General features: G+C 55.2%; 23 protein-coding genes. 8 read left to right on the top strand and 15 right to left on the bottom strand.

The genetic code is table 11. The features are described from left to right. The first annotated feature begins 16 nt into the window (after window positions 1–16). Window positions 17–1,408 carry a class II fumarate hydratase gene (gene fumC, locus AUQ42_RS01790; protein WP_082817671.1) on the top strand — a complete coding sequence of 464 codons (1,392 nt, stop codon included), beginning with the start codon at window positions 17–19 and terminating at the stop codon, window positions 1,406–1,408. A gap of 75 nt (window positions 1,409–1,483) precedes the next feature. Here fumC and AUQ42_RS01785 read toward each other — a convergent pair whose 3' ends face one another. Further along, window positions 1,484–1,984 (bottom strand): DUF2867 domain-containing protein, encoded by a 501-nt coding sequence (locus tag AUQ42_RS01785; protein ID WP_068517243.1) that lies wholly within the window; start codon window positions 1,982–1,984, stop codon window positions 1,484–1,486. Window positions 1,985–2,043: 59 nt separating this feature from the next. On the opposite strand from AUQ42_RS01785, the gene AUQ42_RS01780 reads away from it, so the two are divergent. The 4 genes from AUQ42_RS01780 (at window position 2,044) to AUQ42_RS01765 (ending at window position 4,468) form a co-directional block, all read left to right on the top strand. Further along, window positions 2,044–2,562, top strand: coding sequence for a DUF2946 family protein (locus AUQ42_RS01780; RefSeq protein WP_068517242.1), 519 nt, complete (start codon window positions 2,044–2,046; stop codon window positions 2,560–2,562). Between the two features lie 67 nt (window positions 2,563–2,629). Next, window positions 2,630–3,127, top strand: a complete 498-nt coding sequence (locus AUQ42_RS01775; protein WP_068517241.1) for a copper chaperone PCu(A)C — start codon at window positions 2,630–2,632, stop codon at window positions 3,125–3,127. A 112-nt stretch (window positions 3,128–3,239) separates the two neighbouring features. After that, a complete protein-coding gene (locus tag AUQ42_RS01770) occupies window positions 3,240–3,743 on the top strand; it encodes a cupin domain-containing protein (RefSeq protein ID WP_068517240.1) in 504 nt (167 codons plus the stop codon). A 77-nt stretch (window positions 3,744–3,820) separates the two neighbouring features. Continuing rightward, window positions 3,821–4,468: a LysE family translocator gene (locus AUQ42_RS01765; RefSeq protein ID WP_068517239.1), complete on the top strand. Its 648-nt coding sequence runs from the start codon at window positions 3,821–3,823 to the stop codon at window positions 4,466–4,468. A 136-nt stretch (window positions 4,469–4,604) separates the two neighbouring features. On the opposite strand, the gene AUQ42_RS01760 is transcribed toward AUQ42_RS01765, so the two are convergent. From AUQ42_RS01760 to AUQ42_RS01705, 12 genes are all read right to left on the bottom strand, one after another. Then, a complete protein-coding gene (locus tag AUQ42_RS01760) occupies window positions 4,605–5,600 on the bottom strand; it encodes a dipeptide ABC transporter ATP-binding protein (RefSeq protein ID WP_068517238.1) in 996 nt (331 codons plus the stop codon). Beyond that, on the bottom strand, window positions 5,600–6,613 hold the full coding sequence (gene dppD, locus AUQ42_RS01755; RefSeq protein ID WP_068517237.1) for a dipeptide ABC transporter ATP-binding protein: 1,014 nt from the start codon (window positions 6,611–6,613) through the stop codon (window positions 5,600–5,602). Before dppD ends, AUQ42_RS01760 begins: the two co-directional genes overlap by 1 nt. Window positions 6,614–6,616: 3 nt before the next feature. Beyond that, window positions 6,617–7,540, bottom strand: a complete 924-nt coding sequence (locus AUQ42_RS01750) for an ABC transporter permease subunit (RefSeq protein WP_068517236.1) — start codon at window positions 7,538–7,540, stop codon at window positions 6,617–6,619. Between the two features lie 14 nt (window positions 7,541–7,554). Then, on the bottom strand, window positions 7,555–8,565 hold the full coding sequence (locus AUQ42_RS01745) for an ABC transporter permease subunit (RefSeq protein ID WP_068517235.1): 1,011 nt from the start codon (window positions 8,563–8,565) through the stop codon (window positions 7,555–7,557). Window positions 8,566–8,684: 119 nt separating this feature from the next. After that, window positions 8,685–10,292, bottom strand: coding sequence for an ABC transporter substrate-binding protein (locus tag AUQ42_RS01740; RefSeq protein ID WP_068517234.1), 1,608 nt, complete (start codon window positions 10,290–10,292; stop codon window positions 8,685–8,687). A gap of 408 nt (window positions 10,293–10,700) precedes the next feature. After that, window positions 10,701–11,720 carry a low specificity L-threonine aldolase gene (locus AUQ42_RS01735; RefSeq protein WP_068517233.1) on the bottom strand — a complete coding sequence of 340 codons (1,020 nt, stop codon included), beginning with the start codon at window positions 11,718–11,720 and terminating at the stop codon, window positions 10,701–10,703. 115 nt (window positions 11,721–11,835) lie between these two features. Continuing rightward, on the bottom strand, window positions 11,836–12,855 hold the full coding sequence (locus AUQ42_RS01730; protein WP_068517304.1) for a low specificity L-threonine aldolase: 1,020 nt from the start codon (window positions 12,853–12,855) through the stop codon (window positions 11,836–11,838). A gap of 132 nt (window positions 12,856–12,987) precedes the next feature. Then, the gene (locus AUQ42_RS01725; protein WP_068517232.1) at window positions 12,988–15,270 is read right to left on the bottom strand and encodes a CHASE2 domain-containing protein; all 2,283 of its coding nucleotides are present in this window, start codon (window positions 15,268–15,270) and stop codon (window positions 12,988–12,990) included. A 27-nt stretch (window positions 15,271–15,297) separates the two neighbouring features. After that, window positions 15,298–16,782, bottom strand: coding sequence for a FecR domain-containing protein (locus AUQ42_RS01720; RefSeq protein WP_068517231.1), 1,485 nt, complete (start codon window positions 16,780–16,782; stop codon window positions 15,298–15,300). A gap of 2 nt (window positions 16,783–16,784) precedes the next feature. Beyond that, window positions 16,785–18,254: a tetratricopeptide repeat protein gene (locus AUQ42_RS01715; protein WP_068517303.1), complete on the bottom strand. Its 1,470-nt coding sequence runs from the start codon at window positions 18,252–18,254 to the stop codon at window positions 16,785–16,787. 251 nt (window positions 18,255–18,505) lie between these two features. Further along, on the bottom strand, window positions 18,506–19,939 hold the full coding sequence (gene tldD / locus AUQ42_RS01710; RefSeq protein ID WP_068517230.1) for a metalloprotease TldD: 1,434 nt from the start codon (window positions 19,937–19,939) through the stop codon (window positions 18,506–18,508). 228 nt (window positions 19,940–20,167) lie between these two features. Then, window positions 20,168–21,223 carry a COX15/CtaA family protein gene (locus AUQ42_RS01705; protein WP_068517229.1) on the bottom strand — a complete coding sequence of 352 codons (1,056 nt, stop codon included), beginning with the start codon at window positions 21,221–21,223 and terminating at the stop codon, window positions 20,168–20,170. Between the two features lie 255 nt (window positions 21,224–21,478). Here AUQ42_RS01705 and AUQ42_RS01700 point away from each other — a divergent pair, with 255 nt between their 5' ends. After that, window positions 21,479–22,039: a bifunctional precorrin-2 dehydrogenase/sirohydrochlorin ferrochelatase gene (locus AUQ42_RS01700; protein WP_068517228.1), complete on the top strand. Its 561-nt coding sequence runs from the start codon at window positions 21,479–21,481 to the stop codon at window positions 22,037–22,039. Continuing rightward, window positions 22,036–22,779: a phosphoadenylyl-sulfate reductase gene (locus tag AUQ42_RS01695; protein ID WP_082817676.1), complete on the top strand. Its 744-nt coding sequence runs from the start codon at window positions 22,036–22,038 to the stop codon at window positions 22,777–22,779. Before AUQ42_RS01700 ends, AUQ42_RS01695 begins: the two co-directional genes overlap by 4 nt. Window positions 22,780–22,831: 52 nt before the next feature. Here the strand turns inward: AUQ42_RS01695 and AUQ42_RS01690 are convergent, their stop codons facing one another. Both AUQ42_RS01690 and AUQ42_RS01685 read right to left on the bottom strand, forming a co-directional pair. Beyond that, window positions 22,832–24,286 carry a deoxyguanosinetriphosphate triphosphohydrolase gene (locus AUQ42_RS01690; RefSeq protein ID WP_231856650.1) on the bottom strand — a complete coding sequence of 485 codons (1,455 nt, stop codon included), beginning with the start codon at window positions 24,284–24,286 and terminating at the stop codon, window positions 22,832–22,834. A gap of 133 nt (window positions 24,287–24,419) precedes the next feature. After that, window positions 24,420–24,839, bottom strand: a complete 420-nt coding sequence (locus AUQ42_RS01685; RefSeq protein ID WP_068517226.1) for a hypothetical protein — start codon at window positions 24,837–24,839, stop codon at window positions 24,420–24,422. A 226-nt stretch (window positions 24,840–25,065) separates the two neighbouring features. On the opposite strand from AUQ42_RS01685, the gene gor reads away from it, so the two are divergent. Continuing rightward, a complete protein-coding gene (gene gor, locus AUQ42_RS01680; protein ID WP_068517225.1) occupies window positions 25,066–26,427 on the top strand; it encodes a glutathione-disulfide reductase in 1,362 nt (453 codons plus the stop codon). Window positions 26,428–26,464: the final 37 nt, after the last annotated feature.

The following is a 26,464-nucleotide window of genomic DNA, read 5'->3' as shown; positions in this document are numbered from 1 at the left end:
ACGGAGGATATCTATCGTGACTACAACAGTGACCACCCGTACTGAACAGGACACCATGGGCGAAATCGAGGTGCCCGCAGACCGGTATTGGGGGGCGCAAACCCAGCGTTCAAAACAGAATTTCCGCATTGGTGGCGAACGGATGCCCGATGCCCTGATCAAGGCATTCGGCATTCAGAAGCTGGCAGCAGCACGTGCCAATGCCGCCCTTGGCAATCTTGACCCGGAACTGGCCAAGGCGATCGAGGCCGCGGCACTCGAAGTTGCCGATGGCAAATTGCTTGATCATTTTCCGCTGGTTGTCTGGCAGACCGGATCGGGTACCCAGACCAACATGAACACCAACGAAGTGATTGCCAACCGTGCGTGTGAAATCCTTGGCAAGCCGATGGGCATGCGCGATCCGGTTCATCCCAATGATCACGTCAATCGCGGGCAATCCTCCAATGACAGTTTCCCGGCTGCGATGCATATCGCCGCGGTGGTGGAAATTGAACGGGCGCTTAAACCGGCCCTGAAACATCTGAAACAGGCACTTGATGACAAGGTCGCGGCCTTTGCCGATATTGTCAAAATCGGCCGAACCCACATGCAGGACGCCGTCCCGCTGACATTGGGACAGGAATTTTCCGGTTATGCGGCGCAAATCGAACTGGGGCTGGAACGGGTTGAAGATGCGCTGAAGCGGCTGCGCAAACTGGCGCAGGGCGGGACTGCTCTTGGCACCGGGTTGAACGCGCCCAAGGGCTTTGACGTTGAATTTGCCAAACAGGTTTCCGAGATTACCGGACTTGATTTTTCAACCGCTGAAAACAAGTTCGAGGCCCTGGCCGCACATGATGCCTGTGTTGAAATGTCGGGTGTCATGAATGTGCTGGCCGCATCCCTGATGAAGATCGGCAACGATATTCGTTTGCTGGGATCGGGGCCGCGCTGTGGTCTTGGCGAATTGATCCTGCCGGCCAACGAGCCCGGATCTTCGATAATGCCGGGCAAGGTGAACCCGACCCAGGCCGAAGCATTGACCATGGTCTGTGCGCAGGTGATGGGCAACCACGTCGCCGTGACGGTTGGCGGTTCGAACGGGCATCTTGATCTTAATGTGTTCAAGCCGGTGATCATTTATAACCTGCTGCAATCGGTGCGCCTGATTGCCGATGCGTCGGTCAGTTTTGCTGATAATTGTGTGGTCGGGCTTGAAGCCGATCAGGAAAAGATCGACCATTATGTTGAACAAAGCTTGATGCTGGTAACCGCGCTGGCCCCGCACATCGGATATGATAATGCGGCCGCGGTTGCCAAAAAGGCTCACAAGGATCGCAGCAGTCTTAAGGAAGCCTGCATGGCGCTTGGTTTCCTTGACGGGGAAAAGTTCGATGAACTGGTTCAGGCCCGCGACATGATCTGATCACGCTGATCCGATCCATTCCGATTTTCCAAGGCCGGGCACTGTTTGTCCGGCCTTTTTGCGTGCCCGAACAAGTTATCTGCGGCCATAGGCAGCATTCAGCATCGCCGGCACAATCAGGTTGTGAAACGGCAGGACCGCCGCAAGATAGATCCGCCCAAGGGTATTGTTGCGCCGGACAAGTGTGATGCTGCGGACAAGGGTGCGATTGCGTTCCAGTGCTTCGGTCTCGAACACAATGCGGAAGTTCAGATGATGGTCATCCAGACCAAGGATGACGCAGTCATCTGTTTCCGATATCACCGGAAACACGCCGATTGTATCGACCTTGGTCATGGCGGCGGTATCAAGATCGGTCTTCAGTCCAAGCGGCCTGACAATGGCGTTTCGCAGTGCCAGCAGATGATAATACCAGCGCGGTGCGGAATTGATGACGTGACGGGCGGCTTCACGGGCGCCAAGCCCGGGCTTGTCGACCGTAATGACAAATGAATCCCCCCAGTCTGCATCTTTAAGGGCGCGGTGGGGCAGTTTGACGGGGCGGGCACTTGCATTGGTGCTGGCGGGGTGGTGCATCGCGGGACTCCCGGTGGGGCGACAGGATCGCATCATCATCGCAAGATGTGATCTTGGCAATGATCAATGTCATTGCAGGTGATGATGAATTCGGGCATATCAACCAGATGATCTCAATCCGGCGCCATACCCGTCATGATCGGGGACCATCAATCACCCGCGTTTTGCAAACGTGGCTGATGGCGTTTGTGATCCTGCTTGCCGGGGTTACCCAGTCCGGTTTGATCCCGGCCGTGCTTGGCGGACAGGCAACCGGAATTGCCCGGGCCAGCGCGGCTGATGTGTTTCCGGGTGGTGATGTTCTTCTGATCTGTACGCCAAACGGCATCAAGTCGGTGACTGTGGCCGACGGGGATGTCGGACACGCGTCGGCACCCGACGGGATACCGTCACCCGCAGGACATGCGTTTTGTTCGCTTTGCGCGACCCATCACGGGGCGGTGGTTGCGGTCGAACTGCCCGATATTGCGCCGGTTGCTGTTGTTCATGATGTCCGCTTTGCCGCGGCAAATGGCGTGGCCACCGGGCATGAATGGCCACGCATCCGTCATTCGCGCGCCCCGCCAGCCGTCGTCTGATTTTCAATTCCCACTTAATTGATGAAATCGGACCCGCATGTGGCGGGCAAAAGACGGATGAATTTTCATGAAAAAGCTGTTTGCTGTTCTGGCGACTTTGGCGTCGCTGTTTGTTGTAACCAATGCCTTTGCGGCTGATATCGAAATCAAGGATGCCTGGGCAAAGGCATCCCTTGGACAGGTGCGCAATGGTGCGGCCTTTTTGACGGTTGTGAACCATGGTGGTGCGGACCGCATCATTGGTGTACGCAGTGACCTTGCCGATAAAACCGAACTGCACACCCATATCATGGCCAACAATGTCATGAAGATGCGCCAGGTCGAAGGCGGCATTGACGTGCCGATGCATGGCGAAGTTCTTTTCAAACCGGGCAGCTATCACGTGATGATGATGGGTCTGAAAAAGCCGCTTGAACAGGGCGAGATGGTTCAGGTCACGCTGGAATTTGAAAAGGCCGGTGACATTCCGGTGATGATCCATGTGATGGATGGTATGGCCAAGGGCCCGGCAGGCATGGATCATGGCCAAAAGGACCATGGCGGCATGAACCACAACGCCAACTGATCGGGTCCGTATCCTCGGATCGGTACTACTATTTTGCGGGGGAAGGTTTGCGCCTTCTCCCGTTTTTCGTCATGATGGGAAAAACAATCGCGCCGGTCAGAGGGAGCCCGTCATGTCAGAAAACATCACCATCGACGATCTGATTACCAAACTCGGCCTGCAACCCCATCCCGAAGGCGGATATTACACCGAAACGTTTCGCGCCTTTGAAACATGCAATCCGGGGAACCGTTATCTCGGCGTACGCAGCACCGGTACCGCGATATACTATTTGCTGACACCCGATACCTTTTCGGGGATGCATATTCTGACCAGCAACGAGATCTTCCACCATTATCTGGGCGATGCGGTTGAACAGCTTCAGCTGTTTGATGACGGCACCCACAAACAGGTTGAAATCGGCAAGGACCTGTTGGCCGGGCAAAAACCGCAAGTGGTCGTGCCCAAGAATGTCTGGCAGGGGGCACGTCTGAAACCGGGCGGGAAATATGCCTTGTTGGGATGCACGGTCGCGCCGGGATTTGATTTTGCCGATTTCTCCATGGGCAAACGCGCCGCGCTGACCGCAAAATGGCCTGCGGCGGCGGATATGATTGCGGCATTGACGCGCGACTGATTTTCGGGCGAAATCACACGGTCACCCAAACGGGATGTATTTACGCAATACGATCCCGCCTTACAGGATTTTGCCCCATGCAGTTCGATACCTGGCTTTTATTTGCCGGGGCTGCGATCGCCTTGGCGATGGCCCCGGGACCCAACAATCTTCTGGCGATGTTTAATGGTGCGCGTTTTGGTGTCTTGTCCGCTGCAATCGGGGGCATCGGGCGTATTGTCGCCTTTGCACTGATGATCGCCATTACCGCGACCGGACTTGGTGTCATTCTTGCGGCCAGTGAAACCGCATTCTTTGTGATCAAATGGGTCGGGGCGGTTTATCTGGTATGGCTTGGTGTCAAAAGCTGGCTTGCCAAGGTCAATGATACCGATGAAACCGATGGCCAGATGGCGCTTATGACCAATCCCGGGGCGCTCAATCTGGCGCGCACGGAATTCATCACGGCAATCGGCAATCCCAAGGCCATCCTGATCTTTACGGCCTTCTTCCCGCAATTTCTCGATCCGGCTGTGGCTTACGGGCGGCAATTTGCCGTGATGGGCACGACCTTTATTGCGATGGAAACGACTGTCTTGCTGGCCTATGGCCTGATTGGCGGCCAGGTCAAAGGTCTGATCCGGTCAGCAACCCACATGCGGATGCTCAATCGGGTGTCGGGAACGCTTCTGGTGGGGGCAGGTGTGCTTCTGGCCTTTACCGACCGGACGCGCTCAACCGCCTAGTCAAAGGGCGGACTGCCCGCAAAAGGGCGCACCGCGTTCAATCCGTTCTTCATTCAGAAATGCGCAGGGGCGCAGCTCGTTAAAGCGCGCCCCCTTGCTCCCTTGTCTACCCGGACATCCGGGTGATCGCCTGTTCTCAGGCGATTTCTTCGACCCGATGGCATGCCACCTCGCGGCCTTCGAATGTGCGCAGTTCGGGTCGAACTTTTGCGCATTCCTCGGTCGCAAACGGGCAGCGTTTATGGAACGCACAGCCCGAAGGCGGATTGATCGGCGAAGGCAATTCACCGGTAAGCGGTTCTGCCTTTACACGATGTGCCGGGTCGATCTTCGGTGCCGATGCCAGAAGCGCCCGTGTATAGGGGTGCAGCGGCTTGGCAAAGATTTCTTCGGTCGGTCCTTTTTCAGCGACGCGCCCGAGATACATCACCATGACGTCATCTGCAATATGTCTGACGACAGAAAGATCATGAGAGATGAAAACATAGGCGACATTCATCTCTTCCTGAAGGTCCATCATCAGGTTGAGAACCTGTGCCTGGACCGACACATCAAGGGCCGAAACCGGTTCATCGGCAACGATGACTTTCGGTTCAAGAATAAGCGCACGGGCAATGGCGATACGCTGACGCTGCCCGCCCGAGAACATATGCGGATAACGCTGATAGAACTCGGGGCGCAGGCCGACCTTGGCCATGGTTTCGCGTACACGTTCTTCGCGTTCCTTGCGGCTCAGCTGATCCATGTTCAGCAAAACCGGCTCGGCCAGAATCTGACCGACCTTTTTGCGCGGGTTCAGCGACCCGTAAGGGTTCTGGAAAATCATCTGAACCGTGCGACGGAACAGTTTGGCTTCCTTGTCCGACAGGTTGCCGACCGTGTTGCCGTTGATTTTCAGTTCGCCGGCACTTGGCTGTTCAATCAGGGTCAACTGACGGCCAAGTGTCGATTTGCCGCAACCCGATTCACCAACAACCGCAAGGGTCTTCTGGGCTTCGAGCGTGAAGGATACGCCATCAAGCGCCTTGACCGTGGCACTGGGTTTGCCAAAGCCGCGATTGACGTCGTAATGGCGGACAAGATTATCGGATTCCAGAAGCGGAACACCGGGTTTGGTTTCCAGAAAGCTCATTATACATTCTCCCCGGTGGCCATATCGGCAGTCAGGCCGGTGGGCTGGCCCTGATCGTTTAGCGGATAGAAGCAGCGGACATCGCGTCCGTTGAAGTCACGGACTTCCGGACGGGCGGTGATGCAGCTTTCATTGGCGTAGCGGCAACGCGGCGCCAGAAGACAGCCCGTCGGGCGGTCATACTGACCCGGTACCACGCCGGGGATGGTGCGCAGGCGGTCATGGCCTTCTGAACGTTCCGGCAATGCTTCGAGCAGCGCCTGCGTATAGGGATGACGCGGGGCGGCAAAGATGCTGTCGGCCGGGCCGCTTTCAAACAGCTGACCTGCATACATGACCTGAATGCGGTTGGCAGCTTCGGACACCAGTGCCAGATCGTGGGTGATCAGGATCAGCCCCATGTCACTGTCTTCCTGAAGCTTGAGAAGAAGATCAATGATCTGGGCCTGAATGGTGACATCAAGCGCCGTGGTCGGTTCATCGGCAATCAGAAGACGCGGCTTGCAGGCAATCGCCATGGCGATGACGATACGCTGGCTCATACCACCCGACAGCTGATGCGGATAGGCGGTCATGCGCGACTTCGGATCGGGAATGCCGACCTGATTAAGAAGTTCGAGTGTGCGTTCGCGACGTTGCTTCTTGGTGCCGCCTTCATGGACCTTGAGGGCCTCCATGATTTGGGCTTCGACCGTGAAGCACGGGTTAAGCGCCGACATCGGATCCTGAAAGATCATGGCGATGTCTTTGCCGGTGATTTCACGACGACGCTTGGCGGGCATGCCCAGAAGATCCTGACCATCAAAGGTCAGGGCATCTGCGGTGACACGCCCGGGGAAGTCGATCAGGCCCATAACGGCAAGGGACGATACCGATTTACCGGAACCCGATTCACCGACGATGCCAAGGACTTCGCCGCGATCGACGGAATAGCTTACTGAGTCAACAGCACGAAACGGCTTGTCTTCGGAGCCGAACTCGACTGTCAGGTTTTTTACTTCGAGAAGAGCCATGACTTACCGTTTCATCTTGGGATCAAGGGCATCGCGCAGACCATCACCCATCAGGTTGAAGGCAAGCACGGTGACAAGGATGCAAAGGCCGGGGAAGGTGATCACCCACCAGGCCGAACCCACGAATTCACGGGCTTCGGACAGCATGGTGCCCCATTCCGGCAGCGGTGGCTGTGCACCAAGGCCAAGGAAGCCAAGGGCAGCAGCGTCAAGGATCGCACTCGAAATACCAAGAGTGCCCTGAACAATCAGGGGCGCCATGCAGTTCGGAAGAATGTTCACAAACATCTGGCGCATATGTCCGGCACCGGCAATCTGCGATGCGATGACATATTCCTTGTTCAGTTCGGACACCACCGATGCACGGGTCAGACGCACATAATGCGGCAACTGGACGATCGCGATGGCCAGCATGGCGTTTTCAAGACCCGGGCCGAGGATGGCGACAATCGCAAGCGCCATGATCAGGCTGGGCAGGGCCAGCATGATGTCCATCAGGCGCATGATGCAAACTTCGACCCAGCCGCGGAAATAACCCGCAACCATGCCCAGGCAAATGCCCGAAATCATCGACAGGATCACAACGAATACGCCGATCGATACCGACAGCTGCGCACCATGGATCAGACGCGACAGGATATCGCGGCCAACCGCATCGGTTCCAAGCAGGTAACGCGGGTCGCCGCCTTCCATCCAGACCGGCGGTTTCAGGAACGCGGTGCGGTCCTGTGCAATCGGATCAAACGGTGCAATCCATTGGGCGGTCAGTGCCAGGAACAGGATGAAGGCAATGACCATCAATCCGACATAAGCACCACGGTTCTTACGGAAATAGTCCCAGGTTTCGCGCAGCGGGCTGGGCGGAGCACCAATCGGCTCTGCGACATTGGCTGCCGGGGCTGCGGACGGGGTGGTATTCTCGCTCATCTTTCGCAGTCCCCTTAGCGTTTATGACGAATACGGGGGTTAACAATCCCGTACAGAAGATCGACGATCAGGTTCACGCCCATAACCAGGAAGGCAATCATCAGAATGCCGCCCTGAATGGTCGGATAATCGCGACGGTTCATGGCTTCGATGATCCATTTGCCAATGCCCGGCCAGGAGAAGATCGTCTCGGTCAGGATCGCACCGGCCAGCAACACACCGACCTGAAGGCCGATGACGGTGATAACCGGGATCAGGGCATTGCGCAGGGCGTGGACCATGATGACACGGATCGGTGCCAGACCTTTGGCACGGGCAACGCGGATATATTCTTCGCCGAGAACTTCAAGCATCGAAGAACGTGTCATACGCGCGATCACGGCCATCGGTATGGTGCCAAGCGCCACCGTTGGCAGGATCATATGGCGCAGCGCGCTGATAAAGGCACCTTTTTCATCACTGATCAGGGTATCGATCAGCATGAAGCCCGTGGTTGGCTGAATGTAGTACAGCACCGACAGCCGACCGGAAACGGGGGTCCAGCCAAGTGTTGTCGAAAAGAACATGATCAGAAGAAGCGCCCACCAGAAAATCGGCATCGAATACCCGGTCAGGGAAACTGACATGGTCAGATGATCGATCCATTTTCCACGATGGATGGCAGCCAGCACACCGAGCGGCACACCCAGGATAACGGCAAACAGGATCCCCATGATGCTGAGTTCAACCGTTGCCGGGAACAAAGTCAGGAATTCTTCAATGACCGGCTTCTTGGTGACAAACGATTTGCCCAGATCACCCTGGAATACGCCCATCAGGTAATCGAAATACTGAACGATAATCGGTTGGTCGAAACCGTATTGTGCCTGAAGTTCTGCGTATCGTGCTGCATCAACACCACGTTCACCGGCCATCATCAGAATCGGGTCGCCGGGAATGAGGCGTATCAGGAAGAATACCAGAAGGGTGACACCGAAGAAGGTCGGGATGATGTCCCCCAAACGGCGAAACAGGAATCCTAGCATGCCATCGGGCCTTTTTGTGCATCCACGCGTGTTCTCGGCACGGGTGGACGTCTCTCTCTATTGCGGAATTGCAAAGAGGCCCGGAAGACCGGGCCTCTTCGACAAGGTTTTAGGTCGTCTTATTCTTTGATGTCGACGCCATAGAAGATGTGACCGCCAAACGGATCAATCTTGTAGTCAACGACTTCGTTACGGATCGGTTCGAAAACGATCGAGTGTGCGATGGTTGCCCACGGTGCTTCACGTTTGAAGACCAGCTGAGCTTCTTCGTACAGACGGGTACGCTCAAGAACGTCCGAGGTGGTTTTTGCCTGCTGGATCAGCTTGTCGAACTCTTCGTTGCACCACTGTGCACGGTTCGAGCCGCCAACTGCATCGCAGCCAAGCAGAACAGCAAGGAAGTTGTCGGGGTCGCCGTTATCACCGGTCCAACCGAGCATGAAGGTACCCTGTTCACCTTTTTTGGTGCGCTCAAGGTATTCGCCCCACTCGTAGGATACGATTTCGGCATCAACACCGATTTTCGCCCAGTCAGCCTGAATCAGTTCGGCCATACGGCGTGCGTTCGGGTTGTAAGGACGCTGAACCGGCATGGCCCAGATGTCGGTTTTGAAGCCTTCCGGGAAACCTGCTTCTGCAAGCATTGCTTTTGCAGCTTCCGGATCATACGGGTCATCAACGGTGTCGTTGTTATAAGACCAGATGGTCGGCGGGATCGGGTTTTTGGCAGCAGCACCGGCACCCTGATAAACACCTTCGATGATGGCGTCTTTGTTGATCGCCATGTTCAGTGCTTTACGGACTTTCGGATTGGTGAACGGCTCTTTCTGGGTGTTGTAGCCCAGATAGCCGACGTTCAGACCTTCCTGGCTCATCAGGTTGATGTCTGCGTCTGCATCCATCTCGGTCAGGTCAGCCGGGTTCGGGTACGGCATAACATGGCATTCGCCAGCTTTAAGCTTCTGGTAGCGAACGGTGCTGTCCGGGGTAATGGCAAAGATCAGGTTGTCGATTGCGGCTTTGCCTTCCCAATATTCCGGGAATGCCTTGTAACGGATGACCGCATCTTTTTGATACTGAATGCGCTGGAACGGACCGGTGCCGACTGGCTCAAGGTCAACCTGCTCCGGCGTGCCGGCTTCCATCATCTTGTCTGCATATTCAGCCGACAGAACGGATGCGAAATCCATTGCCATGTTGGCGATGAACGGTGCTTCCGGACGGTTCAGAACAAATTTAACGGTGTAATCGTCAACTTTGACGATGTCCTTGATCAGGTCCGGCATGGACATTGCGTTGAAGTACTCATACGAGCCGCCGGAAACACCATGATACGGATGATTTTTGTCAAACTGACGCATGAAGGTGAAGATCACGTCATCAGCATTGAAATCACGGGTCGGGGTGAACAGGTCAGTCGTGTGGAACTTCACACCTTTACGCAGGTTAAAGGTATATTCCTGACCATCAGCCGAAACGTCCCAGCTGGTCGCAAGACCCGGAACGATGGTGGTGGTGCCGCGTTTGAACTGTACCAAACGGTTGTAGATCTGACGCGAAGAAGCATCAAACGTGGTACCTGCGGTGTAAAGCGACGGGTTGAAGCCTTCCGGGCTACCTTCCGAGCAATATACCAGGGTTTTTGCCGAAGCGGCGGTCGGAGCAGCAAGTGCAGTGGCCGCAAGCAGGCCTGCACCAATCGCCACTTTGACGAAATTCGCTTTCATTAAATGCCTCCCTCAAGGCTGGTCCGTGCAAATCAAGGCGGCCTGCATGATCTTGTTCAGGTCATGTTTGACTTCGCCATATTGGAACGGACGGGGTTTACCCGATCCAACAGAAATTTATGTTGGCAATCGACGAGGGAAAATAATCAGGGTTTCTACGTATCGTCAACGCTTGCTGCGTGGTTCTACGTAGTTTGGACATGACATCTGAATGATGAATTTATGTCAAGTGTTTGTTATTTTTATGAAAATCACCCCAACATTTACGTATGGGAGATGTGCATTTTTTTCGGGGCTCGGACCGGCAAGGGTGAATATCACGTCATTCAGATGTGCTTTTAAACGATTCATAATCCGTTGAATTTTAATGATTCGTTTGATTCGCAAGCCGGTCCGAAAGCCAGTTTACTACCCCAGGGTAGTATTCAGTTCGGTGATTTGCCCGATATCCGTGTTCCAGGCCGCAACAAAGCGATAGATATCCGCCCCGAGTGACGGCCACGGATGGAACATCACCCCGGCGTCCCGCAATTGCGAAGCCAGTTCAGGCGACAGTTTGACAAACAGTTCGTTGCCATCGGCCGGATGGGCCAGACTTGCACCACGCCCGATCAGGATGTCGCCAAGGGTCGCGGAGGCCTTGTTGGCATGCGCGGCATTCTTGAGCCACACGTCATTTTTGACATAGGCCAGAAGCTGGGTCGCCAGATAGCGATGTTTGGAATGCAAATGACCACTGCGTTTGCGGGCCTGCTCGACCCGGTGTTTCAGGCTTGTATCAAACAGCACAATGGCATCAACCGCCATTGCACCATTTTTGGTGGCGCCGAAACTGATGGCGTCCACACCCGCTTTCCAGGTGATGTCTGCCGGGGAACAATCAAGATGGGCAACCGCATTTGCAAAACGTGCGCCATCCATGAACAGACGCAGATCGTGTTTGCGGCAAACTTCGCCAATGGCCGCAACCTCGTCCGGGCGATAGACCGTGCCAAGTTCGGTGGCCTGGGTGATGGCAACGCATTCCGGGGCAACTGAATGCACCCCGCGATTGACCTGACCGGCAACGAAGCGGTCAAGGGCATCTGCTTCAAGCTTGGCGGTCGGGCCGTCCATCGCAATCAGTTTTGCCCCGCCGGTGAAAAAGGCAACCCCGGTGCTTTCATCTTCGTTGATGTGGGCCTCGTGATGGCAAATGATGCCGCCATACGGGGACACAAGTGCCGACAGACTGATGCAATTGGCGGCGGTGCCGGTCGCAACCGGGATGACGGCCACTTCCTTGTCAAACAGTTCGGAAAAGGCATGGTCAAGTTGCTGACTGATGTCATCACCGCCATAGGCCGGGGCGTTGCTTTTGGCTTCTGCGCTCAGGGCTTCAAGGACTTCCGGGCAAAAGGGCGACACATTGTCAGAGGCAAAATTCATCTTCTATCTCGCAATTATCTGGTGGCAGTTCGGTGAACCCTGATCGGGTGCAACCGGGCAGGCGGGCTTTGAATGCTTATCACATGGCGGGCGTTATTTTGGCAAACAGCGCGGATCAGGCAAGTGTGTGTGGCAGATCGCGAATGGCCTCAATCGGGCTGTTCCAGGCGCAGACAAACCGATAGGCATCCGGGCCAATGGATCCCCACGGGCGAAATACCAGGCCATTGTCGCCCAGGCGTTTGGCAAGATCGTCATTCATATGCATGAACAGCTCGTTGCCTTGCGGTGGAAAGGCCGCAGTCGCACCAAGCTGTTCAAGGCTTTTTTGCAGTTCTTTGGCCGCGTCATTGGCGTGGCGGGCGTTGCGCAGCCAAAGATCATCTTCCAGATATGCCAGCAATTGTGCGGCAAGATAGCGGTGCTTTGAAAACAGGTGTCCGCCACGTTTGCGGTTTTTTTCGGTGTGGCGGCGCAAGGCCGGGTCAAACAGCACAATCGCATCAACCGCCAATGCGCCATTCTTTGTCGCCCCGAAGCTCAGAACATCAACACCAGCCTTCCAGGTGATGTCGGCCGGATGACAATCAAGGGCTGCGACCGCGTTGGCAAAACGTGCCCCGTCCATGAAAAGACGGGTCTGGTGTTTCTGGCAGACCTTGCCGATCGCCTGAATTTCCGAAACGTCATAAACGGTTCCGAATTCCGTACTTTGGGTGATGGCAACACATTCCGGATCAACCGAATGCATGCCATTGGAAATATGGGTGCTCAGATACCGGTCAAGGGTTTCGGCCTCGATCTTGGCGGACGGACCGTCAATGCCCAGAAGTTTGGCGCCATTGCCATAAAAGGCCACACCGGTTGATTCCGTCATATTGATATGGGCGTGATGGTGGCAAACAATCCCGCCAAACGGGGAAACAAGCCCGGATAATCCGATAAGATTGGCCGCCGTCCCGGTCGCCACCGGCACCACCGATACATCTGTGCCAAACAATCTGGAAAAGGCAGCATCAAGTTGCCTGCTTTTATCATCTGCGCCGTATGGAAGGGCGGCACTTTCGCTTTCGGCGGCGATCGCGTTCAATATTTCCGGGCAGATTGGCGACACATTATCAGACGAGAAATTCATCAGGGCCTCGTTACGTTGGTGGGGCGCAAGGCAGGTGGCAATCAATCCGCTAGTGGCCTGTATTTTCCTGCCACCATCAAGACTGCCTGTTTTCTTTCACAGTGTTGCGAAACCGGCCTTTTGGCAAGCCAGCTATTTGCTGGTTGCCACAAACACCCCGTTCCAGTCGGCGGGCGGCGGGCTTGTGCGGAATGTGGCAATGCGGTCGGCATACATGTCATACAGACCTGCAAGCGCGCCAATACCGCGTGATGCCTGGCGACATTGCGCAATCAGGTTTTCGGCCTCTTGCCACTGTTGCTGGCGATAGGCCGCAAGCATGGATTTATGAAGTGCCGCACAGTTTCGGAATGCATCAGTCTGGCACAGCTTGCCATCGCCAAGCAGTGCAAAGATGTGGACAGCTTCGCTTTTGCCTTTGACCGCAATCAGATCAAGTTCAAGGGTGGCGAAATCGTTTTCCACCCGTTTGGCGACTTCTTCGCCCAGAACGATATCAACACCGTAATTCTTTGACTGACCTTCAAGGCGCGACGCCAGATTGACCGCATCGCCCAGCACAGAATAATCAAACCGCTGATCGGACCCCATATTGCCGACCAGGCAATCCCCGCAATTGATCCCGATCCCGATATTCAGCGGCAGGAAAGGTGCATTGTCGCGTTTGGCTTCGGCAAGGCGTTCGGTATTGAGAACATCAAGTGCTTGTCGCATGGCAAGGGCGCTGTCACACGCATGATGGGCGTGGTTTTCCACATCAAGCGGCGCATTCCAGAATGCCATGATGCAGTCGCCCATATATTTGTCGATGGTGCCTTCGCGATCGAGAATGCATTTGGTCAAAGGTGTCAATAGCCGGTTGATCAGACGTGTCAGTCCTTGCGGATTTGATTTGAAACCTTCGGAAATGGATGTAAATCCGCGGACATCACAAAACATCAATGTCATGTCGCGGGTTTCACCGCCCAGTTTCAGGCGTTCGGGGTGGCGCGACAATTCATTGACCAGTGCCGGGGACAAATAGTTGCCAAATGCCGTGCGTACCTGGCGACGTTCGCCTTCGGTCCGCATGAAGCCGATTGAACTGGTGGCAAGATATACTGCCAACAAACTGACCAGCGGATAGACCGGATCAATCAGCAGCAGTTTGGCATCATATGCCCACCAGGAAATGCCGGCCGCACCAAATGCAAGGGTGCCGCCAATCACGGCTGGCCAGACCGCACCAAGTCGCGGAACCGCAAACACAAAAAACAGACCGATCAAAAGCAGGACAAGGCTTTCGCTTTCCGCGGCCCAATAGGGGCGGGTCAAAAAATGCCCAAGCAGCATCTGTTCAAGCATTTCGGCATGGACCTCGACACCAGGAAGAACCCGGTCAAGCGGGGTCGAGCGCAAATCAAGCAGCCCGGCTGCGCTGGTGCCGATCAGTACATATGTGTTGCGCAGGCTGTCGGCTGGCAGCTTGTCGGTCATGACATCAACGGCTGAAATATAACGTTCGGGCTTATGACCGGTAAAATGCACCCACATATAACCGGCATAGTCGGTCGGGATGGTGACCGCGCCAACGCGGATGGCTTCGACCCCTTCGGACTGGGTCCAGCGGGCGCTGCCGCTTGCACCCGAAAGACGGACATTCATGGTTCGCGGGGCATCTTGCAGAACGCGCAGCATCTCCATCGACAGGGTCGGATAGATCGGCATGCCAATCGCAGGCAGGTCATAGTCAAGTGCGGCCAGCAACGGAACCCGTCGGACCACCCCATCCTGACCGGGTGAAACATTGACCAGGGCGTTGCCGCTTGCGGCGTCTTCTATGACATCAAGGTTCTTCGCAGCCCCGGGCAATACGGCGATGAAATCGGATAATTGACGTCCGGCTTCGCCGGAAACACTGAAATTGCCAATCTGGCGCGGCGGGGTTTCAAGCTTTTTGGTGCTAAGCTGAATGGCTGTGACAACTTGTCCCGTACCGCGAATGAATTTGGCAAGCAGGCTGTCATGATCAGGAAGGCTTTCGGCCTGTGCCGTGATTTCGCCGATCTCACGACCTTTGGGCCAGTCCTTGACCACGCGCGCAGGCGACGTCCGATCGGGTTCGGCAAACACCACATCAAACCCGACAACCCGTGCACCTGCCGAACGCAACCGATACACCAGCCCGGCAAGCCGGGTGCGCGGCCAGGGCCATTGGCCCAGTTCCTCAAGACTTTTTTCGTCGATATCGATGATACGCACCCCGACATCTTCAAAAGGACGTGGTGCAATACGCTGATAGGTGTCAAAAACACTCATCCGCATCTGATCGACGAATGGAACATCCTGCCACCGCAAAAAGATGCAAGTCAGCAGGATGCCCAATGGAATCAGATAATGAAGAACGCGAAGCAGGCTGTTTTTGCTCAGGCGCATTTCTTTGGCTGCTTCGTCTTTGTTGGATCAAGGTAGAGGGGCTGTTCCAGCAGCACCGCCAGATTCTGCATTGGTTTTCAGTTGGAAATCGATATTTGATGCATCTGTGAAAGTAACGCTGGCGCTACATCCTGCCGCACTTGAATTGGATAGACATCCGCTTTGGTAGTCAAAGTCTCCGCTAGTGAAAGCAGCCGCACCGTTTTCACCGGAATAGTCAAAATTGCTAATTTGTGCGCTTCCAGGTAGTGCCTGCAGTTCGCTGCTACTATCGATAATGGATGAAAATTGAATGTTAATTTTTCGGTTATTGTAGTCCACGGACGTGAAGAACGAATAGGAGAGAGAGCCGCTGCTCGCGGTAACTGTTCCGGTATTAACAAGACCACCAGTAACTTGCCGTAGGCCATCGAACGTAAAGGTGCTATCGCTGCTGCCGCTGCCGCTGCCGCTGCCGCTGTCGCTGCTGCCGCTACTGCTGCTTGTGGAAACAACATTCCCGATGATCGACGTGATCTCGCCCTGACTTGAAGATGCTGATGTTGACCCTACCTGCGCAAGAGCGACATCAAGGCTTACTGCCATGTTCGAGCCGGTTTGTGCATTTGCCTGTTGGGCCTGGCCGGCGGTCAGGCCGGTTTGTTGCGGGGACGCTGCGGCATTTTGGGCGGTTGATGTTGATGTGCCACTGCTGGTGCCGTCACTGTCATCATCGCTGCGCGATGCCGTGCGAACAAGGTTGGTCGAGAAGTCAAAACTCGCAGCACCAAGCGGGAAGCGTGATGGTTCTGTCACCACGTTGCTGCCAACGAACACCCCGAAATTTTCCCCGGTGATGTTTTCACTATTGCCATTCTGATCGGTCACGGCGAAGGCGCCCGGGCGCGATGTTGTGTCGTTGCGTGCAAGGCCAGGGCCTTGATTGACCGCCATAAAGATCTGCTGATTGGCGGTGTCGGGATCGGATGTATCAAAAGAACCCGGCAGAATTGCATTGGCCTGTTCGACGGAAACCGACCGGATCAGGCCGATGGTTCCCCGGATGCCGATTGAGCCGACCGGAAGGTTGATATCCATGCTCGACGGGTTATTTAGCGGAATTTTTCCGGTAACAAACCGCATGACCCCGCGTGCCATATCGGCAACAATCCGTCCATCGCCCGTGGCCGGGTCATAGACAAACTCGTCAATGGCAACGTCGCTGTCCGGACCGATGGTGAAAACGGTTTCGTCAAGCAGCAGGATCTGCATTCCCGAATTGGGGGATGTGATGATCCGGTCGCCCAGATAGACCGGCATGCCGCTTTCGACAAGGATACCGATTTCGCCTGTTACCTTGTTAAGTGTTACATCACCGGTAACAGCGGCGGATACGCCTGCCATTTCAACGGTGACTTCGGCCCGGGCCGGTACTGTTTGCATCAGGGGCAGGGCACAAACGGCACCAAGCGCAGCACCGCGCACAAGGCGTTTGAACCGGTGGTGAAGGGTGGTGGTCGCATTGTTCAGCATCACTAGAACTCCCATCGCCGGGTCAGATAAATCTGCGCCCTGGCATTGTGGTATTCATAGTTGGGAATGTTCGATTTAGTGTTCAGATATTCACCTGTGATCGACCAGTTGATTGGCGCCAGCAGGTCATAAATCTGATTTGCCGTATTACTATCCCCAAACAAATCCGATGGCAGTATTTGTGAAAGAGGTGCGCCATAGGTCAATCTTGTCCGTGCGCTGCGATCCATACGGTGGCGGGGTGAATTGCCCGTCACCAGATAATCCGGATCGCGATACCGGTCGATCCCATAGCGGAAACTTCCACTTATGTAACTTCCCCCACCAAACAGATAAGCATGGATCAACTCGCCACTCAAGCTGTCATAGCTGTAATAGTTGCGCGCAGCCTCCTTTTTACCTGCAGAAAGGTTAAACGAGGTGCGGTTGTTGGGGGTCCAGCTGTAATTCGTGCCCAGCCTGCTGCCATAGCGTTGACCGGAATGAAGGCGCAAGGCACTGGATTCACTCGTGTTCTGAAAACGCTCATCAGCGTAGCTGACTTCGCCATTGAGGTTGAAAAACGGGCGCGGGTTCCAGTCAAGACGCAGCCGTCCTGAACGGGATGTCAGGTATTTTTCCTTGCTCAGCGATTGGACGGTCTGGTTCACACTTGGTGTCAGCATCCAGTAACCGCCGCGCAGACGGGTTCCGACATCAACAGAAAACGAACCAAGATCAAGGGAATCAAGTCTGACCTGGTCACTGCCATAACCGGTTACGCTGGCAAAGACTTCGTGCCCTTCCTGATAGCCAAGATCATAGCTGATGTCGTAACGCAGCGCCCCGATATAGGCGATGTCATTTTGCGGTTTGTCCGATGTCGACGTGATGTTGATCAGGCTGCCAGTGGCCAGCTGCTGTTTGTCATTCGGGGCCGAGTTCCTGTTGCTATCGACTTGCGAACCCAGTGTGACAGTCAGTGCCTGACGAAGCCGTTGGCGCCGTCTTTCGATGGCATCAACATAGCTGTCGATACTGGCGGCGACCTCGGGCGAGATGTCCATTTGGCGCAGGCGGTCAAACTGTGCGCGTGCCTCATCAAGACTATCAAGACGATAAAGCACGATGGCGTAGTAAAGCCGCACCGGCGCCAGATCCGGGTCAAGAACCAGAATACGTTCAAGGGTTGCCGAAGCACCACGGACTTCACCGCGCGCCAATTGCGCCTTGGCCCAGCGGAAATTCAGAACAATGTCGTCAGGATTGGCAAGAATATCGGCATAGGTAATGTCGCCGCCATCGTCAGTGCGCAAAAGCAGGTTGGCACGTTCCGTGGCGTCTCGCAGGCGGTCAAAATCGTCCGAAAGCTGACGTGCTTCATCTGTGCGTACATCAACGCTTTGCTGGGCATTGGCACCGGAAACCCCCATTACCAGTGTGCCAAGTACGGTTGCAATTGCAGAACCGTGCCGCCATCGGCTTGTCTTCAAGCTTTCCCCCAAAAGTTCTCGGATCGTGACGGCCGCCTCGACTTGATCATGACAATCAAGCCGGGTGGCAAACTTCAACCCTGACGCGTCAAAACCTTATTGATCTTCTTTAGACAGATTATGAACTATGACGGGCCGATGGAAGCCATTCAGGTGACCGGTGAGATTGGATTTGTCTGTATAGTTTTCTTATACTTGCGGATGCAGGAATTGGCGAAAACCCCTGCATCCGGATGAGTCTGGCCGGATTATCAGACAGCGGTCCCGCCCACAGTCAGGCCATCAATGCGCAAGGTCGGCTGACCAACGCCAACCGGCACACCCTGTCCATCCTTGCCACAGGTGCCGATCCCGTTATCAAGTTCCATGTCATTGCCGATCATGGAAACCTTGGTCAGGCTGTCGGGGCCATTACCGATCAGGGTCGCACCCTTGACCGGTGCGCCAAGCTTGCCGTCTTCGATCAGGTAGGCTTCCGATGCGGAAAATACGAATTTGCCCGACGTGATGTCGACCTGACCACCGCCAAAATTCACGGCATAGATGCCTTTTTTGACGGACGCCAATACTTCTTCGGGTTCCTTGTCACCACCCAGCATATAGGTGTTGGTCATGCGCGGCATCGGCGCATGGGCATAGGATTGGCGACGGCCGTTACCTGTTGATTTCACCCCGGTCAGACGCGCATTGAGGCGATCCTGCATAAAGCCTTTGAGAATGCCGTCCTCGATCAAAACGGTGCGCTGGGTCGGGGTGCCTTCATCATCAATGGAAAGCGACCCGCGGCGATCATTTATGGTGCCGTCATCAACCACCGTGACACCCGGCGATGCAATGCGCTGACCAAGCAGCCCGGCAAAGGCCGATGTGCCCTTGCGGTTAAAATCACCCTCAAGCCCGTGACCGATGGCTTCGTGCAGCAGAATTCCCGGCCAGCCCGGACCAAGCACCACGGTCATTTCACCCGCAGGGGCGGCAACGGAATCAAGGTTCACAACAGCCTGACGAAGCGATTCATCAACCGCCTTTTTCCAGGTTTTCTCATCAAAGAAACCGTCATAGCCGATCCGGCCGCCTTCGCCATGCGATCCGGTTTCCATGCGGTCGCCCTGTTTGACAACGACCGAGACATTGAAACGTACCAGCGGGCGGATATCGCCAATGCGCTGGCCGCCCGAACGCCAGATCTGCACGGCCTGCCAGTTGCCGGAAATCGATGCGGAAACCTGAACAACGCGCGGATCACGCGACCGGGCATAGGCATCAATCTGGGCCAGAAGGTCAACCTTGGCCTCGAACGTTGCTTCGCCAAGCGGGTTCACATCGGAATAAAGCGACACATTGGTGCCGATTGATCCCAAATCGACCTTGCCCGAACGACCCGATCCGACCGCCTTGACGGTTTCGGCGGCACGCGCAACCGCATCATTGGACAATTCGTTGGAATGGGAAAAAGCCGTGGCTTCGTCGGCAACCGCACGCAGGCCAAAACCCTGTGCCGTATCGAAATTCGCACTGCGCAGGCGTCCGTCATCCCATACAAGGCTTTCGGACTGGCGGTATTCCAGGAACAGTTCCCCGTCTTCGGCGGTACCCAGCGCGTCATTGACCTGTGATTCAAGCCGGTCACGATCAAGATCGCCCTTGGCGAAAAACAGATTATCAGTGGTGCGAAGATCGGTCATGGAACCTCCTTGGGGGCTGAAAATTTCAGCCTGGGCAATTTGACTTTCCCTTTGTGGCAATTGGCCGTGACGCCAGATGCCCCCGAAAGATGTCCGGGTATCCATCCGTGCCGGCCGGTGCCGTTAAAGGTACTTTTCGGTCAATGGCAAAGAACCATTGCCGTAGCGTTTTATATAGACCGCAAAGCACGATTATGAAAGCCCGCGGCACTGTTTGTTCAATATTGATCAGTTCTCGGAACGTAACCGGTATGCGGCATAGGTTGCCGTGCCGACAAGAACCACCGCCCCGGCCTGATGTGCAACGCCAAGCGGAAGCCAGATAACACTGAGCAGGGTCGAAATGCCAAGCGCAACCTGAAGGCAGGCCGCGGCCAGAACCAGATGCGTGGCAAAGCGCTGATCAGATGTCAGGTTCCATTTGCCCGCACGCCACCAAAAGACCAGAACCATGACAAAGGTCAGTTTCGCCAACCAGCGATGATCCCATTGCACGGTCATATGGTCCTCGAACGGGGCCAGCCAGACCGGATCAAACACATAAAGCCCGTCGGGGATCAGTTGCCCATCCATCAGCGGGAAGGTGTTAAAGGCATATCCGGCATCAAGCCCGGCAACAAAGCCACCGGAAAGGGCGGTAAAGACAATAAGCCCCAAAAGCTGCCAACTGCGCCTTGATGCATTTGTTGCAAACGAACGCGGTGCAAACTGTTGCAGCCCGACCCACAGAAGGGCTATGAAAATCACAAGTGCCAGCCCGAAATGTGCGGTCAGGCGGTACTGGCTGACATCAGGGCGATCCACCAGCCCGCTCATCACCATGTACCAGCCCATCAGTCCCTGAAGACCACCAAGAATGAAAAGCCCCCACAGTTTCCACTTGGTGGTGCCATCAATCGACTTTTTGGCCAGGAACCAGACGAACGGAATAAAGAACACAACCCCGATCAATCGACCCCAAAGGCGATGGATGAATTCCAGCCAGAAGATCGATTTGAAATCTTCGACCGACATCCAGGCATTGATTTTCTGGAATTCGGGATACTGGCTGTATTGCTGATAAAGGGCGGTCCAGTCTGCTTCGTTCAGCGGCGGGATAATGCCGGTGAACGGACGCCATTCAACGATTGAAAGTCCCGATTCTGTCAGGCGGGTCAGGCCACCGATCACCACCATGATAAAGACCATCGCAGCGCACCCGAAAAGCCAGATGGCAACATTCTTGTGGGCAACAGGGGCGGTGGTCGGGTGATCGGACAGGGCAGGGGCGGCACTGCTTGGCATCGGGACGCTCTCTTGGTCGTTATTCTCAAGGGCACAGATGTGCCTGAATTTGGCCCAATATAGGGGCTTTTTCGAAAAATTGCAGGAAAAGCTTTACGGGCGCAGGTGGCCTTTCGGATCAAAAATCACCGTGCTTAATAAACACAAAATAAAATGTTATATAAACATAAAACACATGAAAAATGTATTGAATATTTTGATTTCCACACCCATAGTTATGGACAACAAACAGAAACTACGTTTAGAGGATCGACGATGTTTCCCATCAATCTGGACCTTACGCGACTTTCGGTCGCTTTGGTTGGGAACGGTCAGGCAACCCTGAACCGTTTGCGCCAGTTTGACGGTGATGGGGCAAAATACGTCACCGTTTATTCAGAAAACCCGATACCCGAACTGGTCGATCAGGCCGGTGATCGCCTGCATCGCTATTTGCCGAATTCGGCGGATGTGAATGCGGCATCGATCATGTTCATTGTCGACCTTGGCGAAGAAAAGGCAGCCGAACTTGCCGCCATTGCCAAGGCCGTCGGCACCATTGCCAATGTCGAAGACGTCAAAGAATACTGTGATTTTTTTTCGCCAGCGCGGGTACAGCGCGGTGACCTGATGATTACGGTATCGACGAACGGTCACAGCCCGCGACTTGCTGGCCGTATCCGTCGTGCGATTGAAACCTGGCTGGTGCCAACATGGGACAAGCGCCTGCGCGAATTGTCCGACCAGAGAGAGAAATGGAAAGCCAGCGGTGCCGATATGCAGACACTGCTGCAAAAGACCGACGAATATATCGATCGGCGGAGATGGTTGCCATGAATGTCATACGTGAAGAAGATATTGTTTCTGGCGGCTCCATGTCCGTCGAAGAAGCAACCGATCGTGCCGCGCGCCTGCTTGACAAATATGGTCATTTGCAGGGCGTTTCGCTGATCGAACCGATGGTGCATGAAGAATTCCAAGGGCGCGTGACCATGACCTCGTCCTTCGGGACCGAGGCCGCGGCTTTGCTGGCGCTGGTTGCCGAGGTGGATCGCGATCTGCCGGTGATTTTCCTCGATACCCGCAAGCTGTTTGGTGAAACCCACAAATATCGGGAACAGCTGGTCGATCAGCTGGGCCTGACCAATATCCGGATCATGCGCCCGGACGAGGAAAAGCTTAAGGCCGCAGACCCCAACGGGATGCTGTTTGCCTCGGACACGGCGAAATGCTGCTACCTGCGCAAGGTTGAACCGCTGCAACGTGCACTGGAAGGCTATGATGCCTGGCTGACCGGTCGCAAACGGTTCCATGGCGGGGAACGTGATGCCCTTCCGGTGATCGAACCGGCCGGCACGCGGATCAAGATCAACCCGCTGGCGGGCTACAAGCGCGAAGATATCGAGGATATCTTTGAACATCGTGCGCTGCCGCGTCATCCGCTTCAGGCCGAAGGTTTCCTGTCGATTGGCTGCATGCCTTGCACGGACCGCGTTGATCCCAATTCAACCGATGTACGTGCCGGTCGCTGGGCCGGTCAGGACAAAACCGAATGCGGTATTCACTACATCATCTAGGCACATTGTTGCTTGAAACGAAAAACCCGGCCATCTGGCCGGGTTTTTTCATTCAGATCGTAATGCCCTGAAGCTTGCGAAACAGGGTGACGGCATAGCGATCCGTCATGCCAGATATGTAATCCATCACCCGCATCAGGCGGCTGTAAAGATCGGGTGCCTCGGACAGTTTGCCCGACAGAAGCTTGTCGATCCGGTCTGCCTGGGGCGGCAAGCGCTTGCCATGATTTTTATGTTCGTCAATGTCGATGGCAGCACGGACAAAACTGTCGAGCAGACCGTTTATGACCTCGAACCCGGCCATCTCGATCGGCAGGACATGGGGCGCATTGTAAATCTTTTCGACCGCAAGCTTCTTGCACGCCTTGGCATGTGGACCAAGCGGGGTGTTGGCCAACAGATCGCCTTCAAGTGTGCCGGCCAGAAGCGCGTCTTCATGTTCGATAAAGGCATCAACCGCGGCCTTGACCAGATTGCCGATGGCCTTGCCACGCAGGAACCCGATCCGGTCACTTTCCGACTTCTCGGCATACCAGCCCTCGGCGCGAAGGTCTTTCCAGCGTTGTTCGGCATCACCCTGATATTTTTCCGGATGGCGCGCAATCGGGGCAAGCGCACGTTCGACTTCCTCGAAACTGACACAGCCCAATTCCCAGCCATCTTCAAGATCAACCACCGAATAGCAAATATCGTCCGCCGCCTCGACAAGGTAAACCAGCGGATGGCGCCGCCATGCCCCGTCAAACCCGTCAAGCGGGCTCAGCCCGCAAACGCGTGCAATGGCAAAGGCGATATCGCGTTCCGCCTGATAATAGCCGGGCTTTTTAAGGCCGGTATATTCCTTGCGGCGGCTATCGGGGACCGACGTGCTGCGCGGATATTTGATGAAACTGCCAAGCGTTCCGTATGTCAGGTTAAGCCCGCCGTCAAAGCGCTTCATTTCAAGCTGACTGATGATGCGCAAGCCTTGCGCATTGCCTTCAAAATGACGAAGGTCTTCAAGCTCCGGCCCGGAAAGGCGCGATGTCAGCTCGTCCTTGGCAAGGCGCGATGTGGTGAACCATTCATTGATGGCATCTTCACCGGAATGGCCAAAGGGCGGGTTGCCGATATCATGGGCAAGACAGGCCGCCTGAACCATATAGCCGATATCGGCGACCGTGGTTTCCGATCCTTCGGGCAGGTTTTTGACGATATGCGCCCCGGCCATCAGGCCAAGTGACTGCCCGACCGATCCGACTTCAATCGTATGGGTCAGACGGGTATGGACATGGTCGTTATCGGAAAGTGGATGAACCTGTGTCTTGTTCTGAAGACGACGGAACGAGGAGGAAAAAATCACCCGATCCACATCGATCTGAAACGGGCTTCTGCCATCTGGCGTCGGATAGGGCGCACCTTCGGGCAGGCGGATTTTGCCATCCCGAAATTCAAGCCGATGAGATGAAAGAAGGTTTTCCCAGCGCATTTTATCGCCAGACCCTTGCGCAGACGACGCCAATGTCATGGCGGTGCTACCCCTGTCCGTGTCGTGTATCTTGTGTTCCGACTGACTTTAACGGGCGAGGGAGTCCGGTGCAATCGGGCAAAGTGATTTCGCGCCGATTGCACCGTATTTAAAGCATCTTTGGAGTGCCGGCTTAGCCGAAGAGCCAGCTTTGCGGGTTGTCGATCGGACGCCCGTTAAGGGCACGCAAAAGCCCAATCACATTGCGCCCGATGAACCAGGCAGTGGTATAAAGGCCCATCAAGCCGACAATCGCCCAGCCCAGAAGCGGAACCCAGCCAATCACAAAGGTAAAGAAGCCCAGAATGATGGCATAAAGGATGCTGATCCAGAATGTGCGGATCACGAATGTGTAATGGCTGTTGGTCCAGTGATTGTCATCTTCGCGCGCGATATAGGACACGATCAGCGCAATCAGCCCGGTGGCAAAGGCCGTAAACAGGGTTGCGATCATAAGCCCGTAACAGACAAGGGCGGTATTGCCGCCACGCTCGTCCGCATAATGCGGTGCATTGTCAAAAGACGCGTCCTGACCGTGAATATGGTCGTTCATCGAGTTTTTCCTTTATTCATCGCAATCCCCATCGCGTCTTGCCCATCATATAGCGCGAAAGTTTAAAAATGCTATCTCGGGTTGGTTAAACTGATCATCCTTTTTGATCTTCACGGCCCTTCACACGAAATTTACGGCCACTTTGCTTGGTTTTGCCTCGACTTTGGGAATTATCGCCCTACATTTGGCGCCATGTTGTCAATTGACCAAAAATAGGGATTTCCGCATGTCGGACTATGATTTTGATCTGTTTGTAATCGGTGCCGGATCGGGTGGCGTGCGCGCAGCCCGCGTGGCATCGGGATATGGCGCAAAGGTCGCCATCGCCGAGGAAAGCCAGGTCGGCGGCACCTGTGTTATCCGGGGTTGTGTGCCCAAAAAGCTTCTGGTGTATGGCGCACATTTCGCCGAGGATTTCGAAGACGCATCTGCCTATGGCTGGACCCTGCCGGGGGAGCCGACCTTCAGCTGGAAAACGCTGATCGCCAACAAGGATGCCGAGATTGACCGTCTGAACGGCATCTATAAAAAGCTTCTGGCTGGCTCGAATGTCGAACTGTTTGAACATCGCGCCACCTTCAAGGATGCCCACACCGTCATCGTTGGCGACCGCGAAGTCACGGCCGAGCGCATTCTGATTGCTGTTGGTGGCCATCCGACCAAGCCAGACATTCCGGGGGCGGACCATGCCATCACCTCGAACGAGGCATTCTATCTTGATGAGCTGCCCAAGCGCGTTGTCGTGGTTGGTGGTGGCTACATCGCAGTTGAATTTGCCGGGATATTTGCCGGTCTTGGATCCCGCGTGACCCAGCTTTATCGCAGCGAACAGATCCTGCGCGGCTTTGATAACGACATCCGCAACCATCTGGCCGGGGAAATCGTTAAAAAGGGCATCGATCTGCGCGTGAATACCAACGTCACCGCGATTGAAAAACAGGCTGATGGCAGCCTGTCACTGACCCTCACCGACGGGTCGACCATGATTGCCGATCAGGTGATGTTTGCCACCGGGCGCGCCCCCAATACGTCGGGCCTTGGTTTGGAAAATGCCGGTGTTGAAACCGATGCGCGCGGTGCTGTCAAAATCAATCAGGGCCTTCAGACCACGACCGAAAACATCTATGCGGTTGGCGATGTGACCGACCGGGTGCAACTGACCCCGGTTGCGATCAAGGAAGGCATGGCCTTTGCCGATACTGTTTATGGCGGCAAGCCTTGGCACATGACCTATCAGGGGATCCCGACCGCCGTATTCAGTCAGCCGCCGGTCGGCACCGTCGGCCTGTCCGAGGAAGAAGCACGTGCCAAGGGTGGCGAGGTCGTGATTTACAAATCGACCTTCAAACCGATGCGCCACACGCTTTCGGGCCGCGATGAAAAAACGCTGATGAAGCTGATTGTCGATAAAACGACCGATGTCGTTCTTGGTGCCCACATGGTCGGTCCCGATGCAGCCGAGATCATTCAGGGCATCGGCATTGCGGTCCGCATGGGGGCGACCAAGGCCCAGTTCGATCAAACCGTCGCAGTTCATCCGTCTGCGGCCGAGGAATTCGTCACCATGCGGTTCCCGGTTTCCGAATAAACCCGATTGATCTGGCTGAAATCAAAACAGGCGGTGC

It is taken from the genome of Thalassospira sp. MCCC 1A02491 (assembly GCF_001613785.1).
GTDB lineage: Bacteria > Pseudomonadota > Alphaproteobacteria > Rhodospirillales > Thalassospiraceae > Thalassospira > Thalassospira povalilytica.
This window is presented reverse-complemented; position numbering and strand designations above follow the sequence as displayed.